This is a genomic window from Helicobacter sp. MIT 05-5294, from assembly GCF_000765675.1.
In the GTDB taxonomy this organism is placed as follows: domain Bacteria; phylum Campylobacterota; class Campylobacteria; order Campylobacterales; family Helicobacteraceae; genus Helicobacter_D.
Genome location: NZ_JRPA02000005.1, coordinates 12,403 through 26,125 on the forward strand (window position 1 = coordinate 12,403; position 13,723 = coordinate 26,125).

Annotated in this window: 15 protein-coding genes; 11 read left to right on the top strand and 4 right to left on the bottom strand. The window is 38.0% G+C overall.

Annotated features, from left to right (window positions below; genetic code table 11):
* Nucleotides 1-146: 146 nt before the first annotated feature.
* The 8 genes from LS69_RS03695 to LS69_RS03730 all read left to right on the top strand — a co-directional run bounded on the left by LS69_RS03695 (nt 147) and on the right by LS69_RS03730 (nt 7,760).
* Nucleotides 147-1,571 carry an acetyl-CoA carboxylase subunit A gene (locus tag LS69_RS03695; RefSeq protein ID WP_138122260.1) on the top strand — a complete coding sequence of 475 codons (1,425 nt, stop codon included), beginning with the start codon at nt 147-149 and terminating at the stop codon, nt 1,569-1,571.
* 65 nt (nt 1,572-1,636) lie between these two features.
* Entirely contained in the window at nt 1,637-1,771 is a 135-nt protein-coding gene (gene rpmH, locus LS69_RS03700; RefSeq protein ID WP_026943676.1) for a 50S ribosomal protein L34, read from the top strand.
* Nucleotides 1,772-1,788: 17 nt separating this feature from the next.
* Complete coding sequence (rnpA, locus tag LS69_RS03705) at nt 1,789-2,124, top strand: ribonuclease P protein component (RefSeq protein ID WP_138122263.1); 336 nt, start codon at nt 1,789-1,791, stop codon at nt 2,122-2,124.
* A complete protein-coding gene (gene yidD / locus LS69_RS03710) occupies nt 2,118-2,504 on the top strand; it encodes a membrane protein insertion efficiency factor YidD (protein ID WP_138122266.1) in 387 nt (128 codons plus the stop codon). Before rnpA ends, yidD begins: the two co-directional genes overlap by 7 nt.
* Complete coding sequence (yidC, locus tag LS69_RS03715; RefSeq protein WP_138122269.1) at nt 2,494-4,101, top strand: membrane protein insertase YidC; 1,608 nt, start codon at nt 2,494-2,496, stop codon at nt 4,099-4,101. Before yidD ends, yidC begins: the two co-directional genes overlap by 11 nt.
* A 1-nt stretch (nt 4,102) precedes the next feature.
* Nucleotides 4,103-5,047: a Jag N-terminal domain-containing protein gene (locus LS69_RS03720; RefSeq protein WP_138122272.1), complete on the top strand. Its 945-nt coding sequence runs from the start codon at nt 4,103-4,105 to the stop codon at nt 5,045-5,047.
* Nucleotides 5,048-5,057: 10 nt separating this feature from the next.
* The gene (gene mnmE, locus LS69_RS03725; protein WP_138122275.1) at nt 5,058-6,446 is read left to right on the top strand and encodes a tRNA uridine-5-carboxymethylaminomethyl(34) synthesis GTPase MnmE; all 1,389 of its coding nucleotides are present in this window, start codon (nt 5,058-5,060) and stop codon (nt 6,444-6,446) included.
* Nucleotides 6,447-6,521: 75 nt separating this feature from the next.
* The gene (locus LS69_RS03730; protein WP_138122278.1) at nt 6,522-7,760 is read left to right on the top strand and encodes an HD domain-containing protein; all 1,239 of its coding nucleotides are present in this window, start codon (nt 6,522-6,524) and stop codon (nt 7,758-7,760) included.
* A 92-nt stretch (nt 7,761-7,852) separates the two neighbouring features.
* On the opposite strand, the gene LS69_RS03735 is transcribed toward LS69_RS03730, so the two are convergent.
* Nucleotides 7,853-8,983, bottom strand: coding sequence for a UDP-N-acetylglucosamine--N-acetylmuramyl-(pentapeptide) pyrophosphoryl-undecaprenol N-acetylglucosamine transferase (locus LS69_RS03735; RefSeq protein WP_138122281.1), 1,131 nt, complete (start codon nt 8,981-8,983; stop codon nt 7,853-7,855).
* A gap of 195 nt (nt 8,984-9,178) precedes the next feature.
* Here LS69_RS03735 and LS69_RS03740 point away from each other — a divergent pair, with 195 nt between their 5' ends.
* From LS69_RS03740 to LS69_RS03750, 3 genes are read left to right on the top strand one after another with little or no spacing between them, the layout of a single operon-like run.
* Complete coding sequence (locus LS69_RS03740; RefSeq protein ID WP_138122283.1) at nt 9,179-9,658, top strand: acyl-CoA thioesterase; 480 nt, start codon at nt 9,179-9,181, stop codon at nt 9,656-9,658.
* 30 nt (nt 9,659-9,688) lie between these two features.
* Nucleotides 9,689-10,303 carry a hypothetical protein gene (locus LS69_RS03745; RefSeq protein ID WP_138122285.1) on the top strand — a complete coding sequence of 205 codons (615 nt, stop codon included), beginning with the start codon at nt 9,689-9,691 and terminating at the stop codon, nt 10,301-10,303.
* Entirely contained in the window at nt 10,304-10,771 is a 468-nt protein-coding gene (locus LS69_RS03750; RefSeq protein ID WP_138122287.1) for a tRNA (cytidine(34)-2'-O)-methyltransferase, read from the top strand.
* A gap of 167 nt (nt 10,772-10,938) precedes the next feature.
* Here the strand turns inward: LS69_RS03750 and trmA are convergent, their stop codons facing one another.
* Genes trmA through LS69_RS03765 form a run of 3 tightly spaced genes read right to left on the bottom strand, consistent with a single transcriptional unit; the run spans nt 10,939 to nt 13,717 of the window.
* Nucleotides 10,939-12,066, bottom strand: coding sequence for a tRNA (uridine(54)-C5)-methyltransferase TrmA (trmA, locus tag LS69_RS03755; protein WP_138122289.1), 1,128 nt, complete (start codon nt 12,064-12,066; stop codon nt 10,939-10,941).
* Nucleotides 12,067-12,068: 2 nt separating this feature from the next.
* Nucleotides 12,069-12,821, bottom strand: coding sequence for a flagellar type III secretion system pore protein FliP (fliP, locus tag LS69_RS03760; RefSeq protein WP_138122291.1), 753 nt, complete (start codon nt 12,819-12,821; stop codon nt 12,069-12,071).
* Complete coding sequence (locus LS69_RS03765) at nt 12,821-13,717, bottom strand: flagellar motor protein MotB (protein ID WP_138122293.1); 897 nt, start codon at nt 13,715-13,717, stop codon at nt 12,821-12,823. The genes fliP and LS69_RS03765 overlap by 1 nt, the downstream gene beginning before the upstream one ends.
* Nucleotides 13,718-13,723 lie beyond the last annotated feature (6 nt).

Sequence of the window (13,723 nt, forward strand, 5' to 3'; positions counted from 1 at the left end):
ATAATCCTATAAGATAAGATTAAAATGTGTAAAAATGCGCGAATTCTAGCATATTTGAGAAATTTTACCAAATATTTGGCAAACTTCAACAATAAATCAAAAATAAAATTATAAAATGTATAATTATCTTTGAATTGGGAGTTTTTATGTTTAAAAGAATCTTGATTGCAAATCGTGGTGAAATTGCTGTTCGCATTATTCGCGCTTGTAATGATTTAAATATAGAATCCGTAGCGATTTATTCTCGTGCCGATCGTGAGAGTATGCATGTCAAAATGGCGACTTATACTTATCCAATCAGCGAAGACCCCATCAAAGGTTATTTAGACCCTGATTTGATTATTCAAGCGGCTAAAGAAATGGAAGCAGAGGCAATCCACCCGGGTTATGGGTTTTTGAGCGAAAACGCGCTTTTTGCCAAAAAAGTAAAAGAAGCGGGGATTGTTTGGATTGGACCAGATTGCGAAGTGATTGCTAAAATGGGTGATAAAAATGCCGCAAGAAACTTGATGATAAAAAATGGAATCCCGGTTGTTCCCGGAACTGAACCGCTAAACGCATTAAGCTCGTATGAGATTGCCAAGATTGCGCGTAAAATCGGCTACCCCGTGATTTTAAAGGCAAGTAGTGGCGGAGGAGGGCGCGGAATCCGTGTCGTATGGGAAGAGCAAGATTTGGAATCTTCTTTTGAAGCCTGTAAAAGAGAGGCATTGACATTTTTTAAGAATGAAGATGTTTTTATGGAAAAATATATCCAAAATCCGCGCCACATTGAATTTCAAATACTAAGTGATAATTATGGCAATGTGATTCATCTATTGGAGCGTGATTGTTCTATCCAAAGAAGACACCAAAAGCTAATTGAAATTGCGCCTTGTCCCACAATGGGCAAAGATTTGCGTCGCCGTATGGGGAGTGTGGCAGTCGCAGCGGCAAAAGCAGCCAAATACACCAATGCCGGAACGGTGGAATTTCTAGTAGATGATGACAATAATTTTTATTTTATGGAAATGAACACTCGGATTCAAGTAGAGCATGGAGTTACCGAAGAGATTACAGGGTATGATTTGATTGGGCGGCAAATTAGAATCGCAAATGGCGAGATTCTTGACCTTACACAAAGCGATATTCATGCGCAAGGATTTGCGATTGAAGCGCGGATTAACGCGGAAGATGTGCATAATGATTTTGTGCCAAATCCGGGCAAAATCACTTCTTATTATCCGGCACTTGGACCTTTTGTAAGGGTGGATAGCTATATTTACAAAGACTTCACGATTCCGCCCTTTTATGATTCTATGATAGCAAAGCTAATCGTGCGCGCGACAAGCTATGATTTGGCGGTTAATAAACTTAAGAGAGCCTTAAATGAATTTAAGATTCGCGGAGTGAAAACCACGATTCCTTTTCTTGTTAATATTTGCAATGACAAGGACTTTAAACGCGGAAATTTTGACACTTCTTATTTGGAACAAAAGGTGCAGGATTTGTTGCCACAAGAAAGCCAAGATGAGAGTGATTTGGTTGCAGCTATCGCAGTTGCGCTTACAAGTGCATTAGAATCGCAATAAATAAATCTAGTTTTAAGTAAAATTGCATTAAAATTCACGCTTATTTTTAAATTAAGGCTTAAGAAATGAAAAGAACATACCAACCGCACAATACTCCGCGTAAGCGCACACATGGCTTTAGAGTCCGAATGCAAACCAAAAATGGTCGTAAAGTTATCAATGCAAGACGCGCTAAAGGCAGAAAAAGACTTGCTATCTAAGCAGTTGGGATTGTATTTTGGTAACTTTAAACACAAAAAAAGATTTTGATAGTGTTTATAAGAGCCAAAAGAGATGGCATAATCCTCACTTCATTCTGTTTTTCAAAGAAAGCCCAAATAAAACAATCAAAAGAGTTGGGTTTTCGGTATCCAAAAAAATAGGAAACGCTGTTTGTCGGAATCTCATCAAAAGGCGTTTAAGAAGCATTTATAGAGAATCTGTGCCGAGCTTAAAAAATGGAGATATGGTTTTGTTAGCAAAAGTTGGTTTAGAAAAGATAGAATACAAAGTTTTGCAAAAAAATTATGAATACGCATTGATGCGACTGAATTTGGTAGCGCAAGAATGTTAAAGCAATTCTGTATTCAAGTGATTTCTTTTTACCAATATGTTATTTCGCCAAGCTTAGGCGCAACCTGTCGTTATTATCCAAGTTGTTCGGAATATTCCAAGCAAGTTTTTATGTTTCAAAATCCCTTGTCTGCATTTTGGAATACACTTCTTAGGATTCTTATTTGCAATCAATTTTTCAAGGGTGGAATCTCTTATCCTAAGGCGAAAGTAAGGATTAAAGCACATTTTGGTTTTTTCCCTGATTGTGTCAAATTTTGGTTGATTCCCGACAATATTCAAAAATACCATTTCAAAAGCGTTCCAGTTGTTTGTCAAAGTCTGCAAACACAAAGTGTGTATATTATAAAAAATTATTCAAAGGTTTCCTGTGTTAGATAAAATTGATAATCTAAGTTCCCAAACTAGAGTTTTGATTGCCGTGCTCTTAGCACTCGCATTTTTCGTTCCTTATAGTTATTTTTATAAACCGCAAATCAACGAAAACAATGCAACGCAAACCACAACAAGGGATATGCAAGAGGTGGTTACAGCGCAGAGTGTAGATTCTAACAATGCCGCACAAGAAATAGCTGATATGCCAACCCAAAGCAAAGTGGTGATTGCCACAATAGAATCTGAAAAATTTACCTACAAGATTGACCGATTGGGGAGAATCGTAGAAGTTACTCTAAAAGAAGAAAAATATCAAAAAGATTCCATTCCTTTAACGCTGTTTCCAGAAGATGTAGCCAATCCTAATAATCCAAAAATTCTAGAAGTTCGTTTTTCGGATTCTTTGTTAAACCAACGTGCTTTTAATACGCCTTATCAATCTAGTGTGGATTCTTTGGAGATTCAAGACAAACCACAATCCATTACTTTAATTCAAGATTTGGGAGAAATCAAGGTAGAAAAAATCCTTACTTTCTATCCTAATGGCTATTATGAAGCAGAAATTAAGATTCCACAAAACTATGTTTATTTCGTATCGCCCGGTATGCGTCCAAGTGTGGAAAACGATTCTTATGTCTTTAAAGGAGTGATTGTAAAAGAATCCGATAACACAATTACAACTCTTGAAGATGGGGACGCACAAGGACAGAGTAATTATGCTAATGCAAGTATTATTGCGGCAGTGGATAGATATTATGCAACCTTATTTTTTAGCCAAAATAATCAAATCAATGCGACGATTTTAAGTAATCCAAGCGAGAATCCTATGCCTTTTGTGAGTGCGAAGGGCGCATTGAAGCTAGAGGGCTATATCGGTCCAAAAGATTATCGTTTGCTAGAATCCATTAATCCCAATCTAACCGATGTTGTGGAATACGGCATTATCACTTTTTTTGCCAAGCCACTCTTCTTACTGCTTGATAAGCTCTATGATTTTTGTGGAAATTGGGGTTGGGCGATTATTTTGCTTACCCTTATCGTGAGAGTTGTCCTCTATCCTTTGACTTACAAAGGTATGGTTTCTATGCAGAAACTAAAAGACCTTGCTCCAAAAATGAAAGAATTGCAACAAAAATACAAAGGCGAACCACAAAAGCTTCAAGCGCATATGATGGAGCTTTATAAGAAGCATGGAGCGAATCCAATGGGCGGTTGTTTGCCCCTGCTTTTACAAATGCCGGTGTTTTTTGCTATTTATCGTGTTTTGTTTAATGCGATTGAATTAAAGGGTGCGGGTTGGTTGCTTTGGATTACTGACCTCTCTGTGATGGATCCTTACTTTATCCTACCGATTTTAATGGGTGGGACAATGTATCTTCAACAACACTTGACCCCAGCAGCTTTTAGCGACCCTATACAAGCGAAAATCTTTAAATTTTTGCCTCTAGTCTTTACGATATTTTTTGTAACTTTCCCATCGGGACTTGTATTGTATTGGTTTGTGAATAATATCTTTTCTATTATCCAACAATTACTTATCAATAAAGCATTGGAACGCAAAAAAGCGCGTGAAATCGCTGAACATAAACATAAAGATAGTTAAAATGAAAAAAATAGAAGCAGAAACCTTAGAAAACGCATTAATTATTGCCTCAAACACCTTTGAATGTTCCGTAGTAGATTTGGAATATGAGATTATTCAGAATCCTTCCAAAGGCTTTTTGGGGATTGGCAAAAAACTTGCAATCATTTGCGCACAGCCTAAATCCACCGCTCAAAAATCCACAAGTAATTCCGCCTTTAAAGAATCTAAAACGACTTTGGATTCTATAAATGAGCCATTTTCCCGCAATATAAAACAGGACAAAAAAGAAGAATCTTATCTCGCAAATCCAAAATCCGATTCTTTCCATTCTCCTATTTCTAGTGCGACTTATGGAAGCCAAGAGCTTTCGCGAAAGCCTTTGCGAGAATCCTTGCAAGAACCTCTACAAGAATCTTTGAAAAAGGATTCTATGGGTTGGAATGCGCAAACTCCTAGCAAGATTCCAAATCATAGAGAAAATCTCACTAAAGAGCAAACCAACTTATCCCTTATTGCCAAAGAAGTGCAACAAGAACTAAAAGAGCTTCTTGCCTTGATGCCTTATCGTTTGAGCGAAGTCTTTGTTGAACCTTATGATGAAAATACGCTTTATATCAAAATTGATGGTGAGGATTCCGCATTGTTAATTGGCAAAGAAGGCTATCGTTATAAGGCGATTTCTTATTTGATTTTTAATTGGGTAAATCATGTTTATGGTTTGATGATTCGGCTTGAAATTGCGGAATTTTTACATAATCAAGAAGAAATGATTGCAAATTATTTATTGCCCGTGATTGAAAGTGTTAAAATCAGTGGCAAAGCTCAAACCAAGCCTCTTGATGGCGTGTTGGCACATATTGCACTCAAGCAGTTGCGCGAGAAGTTTCCCGATAAATATGTTTCTTTTCGTATGAATAGTGAGGGTGAGCGTTATATTATCGTCAATGATTTTTATCATTCTTAAGTTGCTTTGAATGTTTGATGATGATACGATTGTCGCACCTGCTACGACTTATGGTAAGTCTTCGTTAAATGTCCTGCGCTTAAGCGGTAAGGATTCCTTAAGAATTGCCGCGCAACTTGCAAAAACAACGCTAGAGGAGCTTAAGTTCTCACTTCCTGCGCGTTACGCGAAATTAACCAAAATCTATTTTAACAACAACGATTTGCTTGATGAGTGTATTTTGATTTATTTCAAAGCACCGCATAGCTACACCACTCAAGATGTTGTGGAGTTTCAATGCCATGGCGGAAATTTCATCGCCCAAAGTATTTTGCAAGAATGTTTGCGATATGGTGCGCGATTGGCGAATCCCGGAGAATTTACAAAACGCGCTTTTTTGGGAGGGCGTATTGATTTATCTCAAGCACAAGCAGTCGCTAAACTCATAGAATCCCAAAATGCGAGTGCGCATCAAATGCTAATGCGCCATCTTAAAGGTGAAATGCAAAGCTTTTGTGAGAATCTGCGCACAGATTTGATTGCATTACTTGCCCATAGTGAAGTTTTTATTGACTATGCGGAGGAAGAGTTGCCCGATGATTTGCTTGAAAACTTAAAAAACAAATTGGAATCTATCCTAAAAACGCTTCATAGTTTATTGGAACAATCAAAAGCCAAACGCACCTTGTTTGAAGGTTATCGGCTATGTATCATTGGTAAACCCAATGTGGGCAAAAGCTCTCTTTTGAACGCTCTTTTGCATAGTAATCGCGCGATTGTGAGTGAGATTGCCGGCACTACGCGCGATAGCATTGAAGAAAACTTTATGCTAGGAGGGCATTGGTTACGCTTGATTGATACAGCCGGGATTCATCAAACGCAAGATTCCATAGAATCTGAAGGAATCAAAAGAAGTTTAGAAAAGGCGGAGGAGAGTGATTTGGTTCTTGCCTTGTTTGATGGTTCTTCGGATTTGATGCAAGAGGATTTGCAGATTATAGATTTGTTGAGAACCTACCAAAAAAGCAAAAAAGTTGTCGCATTGGTAAATAAAATGGATTTGGAGTGCAAGTTTCCTTTAAAAGTTTTGGAGGATTTCAACCCAATGAATCTTTGCTTAAAAGGAGATTTGTATGCCAAAGATTCTTTGCTGAATATCTTTAAAAAGAATCTAGAATCTTTGTTGGATTCCAAAGAAGAATCGCAGTCTTTGCTTCTCACTTCAGAATATCAGTTTCAAGCTGTGCAGACTTGCATTCAAGCTCTGCAAGATTCCATTTTGCCTTTGCAGAATCTTGAATTAGAAATCTTTAGCTTTCATCTCAATGAGGCGTTAAAGGCGATTGCCTCCATCACTAAACCTTATGAATATTCCCAAATGCTAGATGTGATGTTTGGGGATTTTTGTTTGGGAAAATAGAGGGAAATAGCGGATTACTGAAAGGAAATTTGGATTTTGTAACTTTGTGGAATCCCAAACTTGCAAGGAAAATTTATGAAGAATCTAAAAAAACCACATCTAGGATTTGAACTTTTACATAAAATTTTTGTGGCAGCAAATATTCGTCGTTGGAATGATCAAGCAACTCCTGTAGAGTTTTTGGAGCTTGATAAACAAGCGCATAAAATCGTGATTGCCTATCTACTTGCCCATTATGAAATGCTAGAAAATCAGCGCACCATCAATTTTGAACGATTGATTTTGCAGTTTTGTTATGAGTTTTTTGAACGCATTATCTTAACAGATATTAAACCTCCTGTTTTTCATAAACTCGTCCAACAGCATAATAAAGCATTGGTGGATTTTGTTTGTGAGCAGCTAGGTGAGGATTTGCGCGGATTTGGGTTTTTAGAATCTATGCGCGAATATCTTTATGGCGGCGTGGATAATCTTGAAAAAGAGATTCTTAAAGCCTCGCATTACTATGCTTCCAAATGGGAATTTGACATTATTTATCAGTTTAATCCAAGATTATATGATGTTCAAAACATTAAAAACGCCCTTGATAAGCAAGTGCGAGAATACTATCATCTTGCGGGTATGCGACAGATTATAATGTATGATGAATTGCGCGAAGTGGTGAATATGTTTGGGCAGTTGCGATTTCAGAAGCGTTGGAGTCAAACCCCGCGTGTGCCTTGCACTTCTGTGCTTGGGCATACCCTAATTGTCGCGCTTTGTGCCTATCTTTTGGGCTATGATTTGGGATTCTCTAAAGAAATGCAGATTCAACATTTTCTCTGTGGATTGTTTCATGATTTGCCTGAAATCTTAACGCGTGATATTATTTCGCCGATTAAGAAAAATGTAGAGGGGTTGGACGCGTTTATTAAGAAAATTGAAGAAGAAGCGGTGCGCGAGAAAATCTTAAATATCATTCCGGATTCCATTGCGGAGGATATTCAATATTACACACAAAATGAATTTAGCAATCGCTATAAAAAAGGCGATGTGGTTGTTTTTAGTCAAAAAGAATCCGAAGAGTTTGTTAAAGAAATTACAGAATTGCAAAAAGAATCCCGCAAGGATTCTGTGGAGAAGCCAATTTTTGGGGAGTTTTTGAAATATTGTGATCATTTAAGTGCCTTTTTGGAAGCAAAAATTTCTATTGAACATGGAATCAAAAGCAAGGAGTTGATAGAGGGAGCGAAGAATTTGGAATATCTCTACAACAACAAACAGCTTAATGGCGTGGATTTGGGCTATTTGTTTAGAGAGTTTAAGGATTCTTAAATTCGCCTAGGATTCTACGATAAAGCCTTGAAAGAGAGGATTTAGTGATTCTTTGCGCCCCTTTATAGAGACACAGTGGAATCTAGTAGAATCTATGAGTTTTTTGCAAGAGTAGAGAGGATAGATTGCATAATTTGCTCTGTGGCTTTTGGCGAACATTCTTTTTGTAGCTCTTGACTGATTTGAGAGATTCTCTCTCCTTTTAAAAGCTCCAAGCTATCCCACAAAACTTCGCAAAACAAATCTTGCTCCAAGCATAAGAATCCAAGCCCTTTTTCTTCTAAAAATTTCGCATTATAGTATTGGTGATTGCCTGCTGCATAAGGGTAGGGGACGAAAAGCGCAGGTAAGCCATTGGCACATAATTCCCATAGAGAACTTGCTCCTGCGCGACAAATAGCAAAATCGCATTTTTTAAGAATCTCGGGCATTTGTTTGCTAAAACCAAACAACACAATATCTGTGTCCAAATCCTCTAGCGCACCAATTTGCACATTTTGGGATTCTGTGATTGTGGATTCTAAACTTTCTTGTGGAATCCCAACTTTTAAATTCAGCTTCAAATATTCTGATAACACGCGTTCAAACTCTGCTTTGCCGCATTGATGAAAGATGCGCAAATTTTTCTGAAAAATATCTTCTGCCAAAGCCAAAGCAAAATTATTAATCGCACGCGCTCCTTGTGAGCCTCCCATAAAAAGAAGATTCTTGACTTCTTGACGCACTCTAGCTTGTGTAAAAAAAACTTGACTGACAGGATAGAATAAAATCGGAGAGGATTGCAGATAAGAAGAAAAAAAGCTTTTTGCATAAGGCTTTAAGATTCTATTTAGTCTCCCAATTTGGGCATTTTGTTCGTGGATAAAAAGCGGAATCCTAAGCAAAACCGCCCCAAAAGCAGTTGGTGCGGCAGAATAGCCGCCTACGGATAGGACAAAATCCACTTTTTTTTGTGTTTTGAGGATTTTAAGTGCGTTTTGGAGAGCTTTGAATTGTTGCCACAAAGACTTGATTTTCCCCAAACCTTTTTTATTGACAACACCAGAAGTTTTCAAAAAGAATTTTTGACTAAAACGCGATTCTGTTTGAAAATACGCCTTGTCTTGACCATTGCAAGAGCCAATGAAAATACATTCAAATCCTTGCTTGTGAAATTCCTCCAAAAAAGCCCTTGCAACACTCAAATGTCCGCCCGTCCCGCCTCCTGTGATGATGATTTTCATAATAAGATTCCTGATATTTGATGATAAAATTTACCTAAAATTGTAACATAGCTTCACACTTTTAATGCAGAGTTTGACGAAATGCGTTTAAAAATGGCTATGTTTGACAAAAAGTTAAATTTTTTTGATACTTTTTATTGAAATATTGCAAAAAAATGCTAAGATAAGCGCAATTTAATTCTTAGGAGAATTTCTATGGATAATATGGAAAATGTGTTTGATATTAAGTCGCTTACGATGTCTGTATTGATGACACCAGCGGTTGCGAATTTCAAAGGCAGGGTGCATGGAGGGGATTTGTTGAAGCTTCTTGACCAAGTTGCTTATGCTTGTGCTTCTCGTTATTGTGGAAAATACGCCGTAACATTGTCGGTAGATAGGGTAACCTTTAAATATCCCATTGAAGTAGGAAGTCTTGTAACTTTTTTGGCTTCCGTGAATTACACAGGGACAAGCTCTCTTGAAGTAGGAATCAAAGTCATTGCAGAGGATATTCATAAGCGCACCGTGATGCACACCAATAGTGCTTATTTCACAATGGTATGCGTAGATGAAAATGGCAAACCAACGAAAGCACCGCCATTAGAACCAAAAACAGAAGCGGAAAAAAGAAGATTTCAAAAAGCCCTTAATCGCAAAAAAGCGCGTATAGAACTTGCCAATAAACAATCTTAATATGCTATAATTTCTCTTTTTGGAGAGATTATGGAAGGCTTGGTTGGTAGATTGGAAGAGGATTCCAAAAGTCATTTAGAAGAAGACTCAAAAAATAAAAAGACACAAAAAGAATCTAGCGAACAAAAAAAGCGCGAAATCAACGCGATTTGCGTGAATATTATCAAACATCGTTTGGGCAGCTTTTGTAAGACAAACGCAACGGCTCTTGCGCTAATTTTCAAAGCTTTGATTCGTGGAGAGGCGGTTTATTCTAGAGTGCAGTTTTTGCAAGACTCTAGCGTGAATGCTTTGCTTTGTCAAAAAGAGAATCAAAAAAATAATCAAAAGTCGCTACAACAAACAAAGAATTTTAAAGATTTTAAAGAATCTCCAGAGCATTTGTTGAATCAAGAAGAATCCAAAAATAATAAAAAGAACGCAATGTCAAAACTAGATTCCAAGCAAAAAGAAATCACAAGAGGAATTGGCGAAGAGGAAATAGAAAAGAAAATGCAAAAAAACCACCAACTGCAAGATTTTGAATCACAAGAAATGAACACAAAGAATCCCAAAAAAGATTCCGATGAGCCAATCCAGCAAACTTCCAAAGATTCAAAAGAAGCGCGGGATTTGCCTAGCTTTCCTCTAAATATTGAGGGTTAAATGCGATTCCATATTGTTTTGCACCAGCCACGCATTCCACAAAACACGGGAAATATCGGCAGACTTTGCTTTGCGAGTGATTCTGTGTTGCATTTGATTTATCCGCTTGGTTTTAGCATTTCACAAAAAGAGTTGAAACGCGCGGGAATGGATTATTGGAAAGATTTAGAAGTCTATGAGTGGGAGAGTTTAGAAGCTTTTTGGGATTCTAATTTGTCGCCAATCCCTCATTTTTATTTGACAACCAAGGTAAAACACCCTTATTATCAAGCTTCTTTAAAAGACGGCGCATATTTGCATTTTGGGCGTGAGGACGCGGGGCTTAGCGAAGAAATCCTAAGAGTAAATCAAGAGTTGTGTTATACGATTCCCATGCAAAACAATGCGCGTAGCCTTAACCTTGCAACAAGCGTTGGAATCGTGCTTTATGAGGGGATTCGTCAAAGAGAAATTGCGAGGATTTTGTAAGTTTGTCGTCTCTTTAATGAAAGCTAAAAGAGATGCTATATTTAACAACTTAGAGGCAAGAAAAAGCTACCTTAATTTGCTTCCATTCCCGTGATAAGCTATGACAATGGGGCAAATATTTCCTTATTGCCTCTTCATTATTAAATATAGAATCCCTACTCTCGCGATTATGCAAATTTTTGTTTTTGGAGTATTACAATGCTTTCTAAATGCTTCGTATGTGGAAATTGGTCAAAAAACGCAGTATGCGTGATTTCGTGCGTTTGCTTGAGAGTCTCTAAATCTTGCTTTAAGGTTAGGGGATTGCAAGAAATATAAAGAATCATTGGGAATTGTTGCAAAAAGTTGCAAACCTCCCCTCCTAATCCCGCGCGTGGTGGATCAACCAAAACCGCCCCAAAATTAAAAGAATCCAAATCTATCCCATTTAGACGGCGAAACTCGCGTGTGCGTTGGAGTGCCTCTATACATTCCATTCCGCTTAAGCGGACAAAATGCACATTTGAAGTTTTGTTTTGTTGGGTGGCAAACTGCGCGGCTTTGATAGAGGTTTTGGAAATTTCAGTTGCTAATACGCGTCGAAACTTTCGTGCAAGTGGAATCGTGAAGTTTCCACAGCCACAATACATTTCCAATAAATCGCAAGAATTAGAGTTTTTTAAGTGTTGTAGAATCCAAGCAATCATTTGAGAATTTATCAAAGGATTAGGCTGTGTAAAAGCCCCTTCATCGTAGCGATAAAAATAATTTTTGCCAAGAATTGTTAGAGATTCTGTCAAATAATCTTTACCCACGATGAGCTTGATTCCTTTAGAACGCCCAATAAGATGAATTTCAAGATTTAGGGCGCGTTGTAGTTTTTGGCGTAGAATCTCCGCGTCTTTTTTCCAAGATTCTTCTAGTTTTTTGTGGTAAATGAGAGTTAAGAGAAGTGCGTTGGTTTGCGTGGAGAGAATCTCTAGGCTAAAAAGGCGCGTCTTAAGAGTTTCAAATGCTTTATTATTGAGAGAGCACTGAAGAAGTGGCAAGGCTTTTTGGATATTTGAAGCGAGATTTGGGCAGTTCTCTATACATACAAAATGAGATTTGAGATTTTCTCCATTGCCACGCATAGCGAAATGGATTTTATCTTCCAAATGATACACTCCAAGTTCTGCACGCGCCCTAAAGGCGGAATCGCAACTGCTAAAGACTGCGAAATTTTGAATCCCCAATAAAAGACTAACTTCGTGGATTTTGGATTCTAAAGTGATTTCTGCGCAGCCGCCACATTTTCCAAGATATTGACACACCATTGCTACCGAAAACTTTGCACGAGATTCATTGTGAGCAGATTAAAGCCATCAACGAGAATAAAAACAAGAATCTTAAAAGGTAATGAAATCATTGTAGGAGGCAACATCATCATACCCATTGCCATAAGAATGGAGCTAATGACCATATCAATAACCAAAAAAGGCAAATACAGCAGGAATCCGATTTGAAATGCGGTTTTCATCTCGCTAATAATAAACGCGGGTAATGCAATGCTTAACGGCACATCTTGTGCGCTTTGGGGATTCTCTATATTGCGAATGCGATAAAAGAGTGCCAAATCTTTAGGACGCGTGTTGCGAATCATAAATTCTTTAAAAGGCTGTGAAGCGCGTAAAAATGCCTCATCGTATGGAATCTCTTTGGCAATATAGGGTTCTACGCCTTGATTATAGGCATCTTTGGCGATAGGCTCCATAATAAAAATCGTCAAAATCAGTGCAAAAGAGACCAATAACTGCGTGGGCGGGGATTGTTGTGTTCCCATAGCGGTGCGCAAAAACGCAAGGACGATGAGGATTCTAGCAAAGCTTGTCGCCATTAGAATTAAAGAGGGTGCTAAGACAAGTAAAGTAAGGACGACAACGATATTAAGTGTGGCAACTAAATCCCCCGGTTCTGTGGGTGCGCTTAAGGTGAGATCCACGGTTGGAATCGTTGGGCTTTGGGGTAGTTGTGGTGGCGCGGCAAGAAGAAAAAGTGAACTAAAAATAAAAACAAAAAAGAATCGCAACACTAAAATTTCTCCGCAAGAAGCATTAAAACATCATTGGTTTTATTTTGCGAAATAAGGGTATGTGCGGCGTTTTGCGATTCTGTTTCTAGCTGGATTTGCCCATTTTCCTCTTGATGATTGTTTTGCTGGATTGTTTTATCTAAGATATTTTGTGTTTTGTGCAGAAGTCTATCATCAGGATAGAATCTAAACTCTACGCGGCGGTTATTTGCGCGATTCTCTTCGCTTGTATTAGGCAAGACAAAGTTACTCGCTCCATTTCCAAGTGTGGTGAGTTTTTTGGGATTGACTTTGTTTTCTATTAAAACTTTAGAGACGCTAAGAGCTCTAAGTGCGCTTAAACCTATATCGTCTTTATATTTTGCTGTGGGAGTAATCGGAGAATTATCTGTGTAACCAATCACATCGGCGTGTAGGTTTTGGGGCATTTTTTGTAAAATCAATGCAAGTCGTTTCAAAAACAAAATCTCTTCTTCGTTTCTTAAAGTCGTTGCGCCTTGTTCAAAGAGTAGTTTTCCGCTAAAGCGTAAAATAAAACCCTCGCTTCCGTCATCAACGATATTTGAAGGACCTAAAGAGACGCGGACATTTTCTTTGAAATCCAAAATCTCACTTTCAATTTTTTTGACTTCTTCGGCAGTTTCTGGCTCTGTTGTCATATCGGCTTGTTGTTGGATTCTTGTATTGTCGGGTTCTATTTTGATGCCCCCGCTAAGCAAGGACATTGAACCTTTCATACTCCCTTCGGCTTCTGTTAGTTTTTTGGCATCAAAAGTTACCATTGAGAGGATTAAGATAAAAAAAGTCAAAATCAGTGTAACCATATCCCCATAAGTTCCAAGCCAAAGCGGTAGAACTTGAGGACAATCACAAGGAGGACAACGAGTTTTTGCCATTATAAA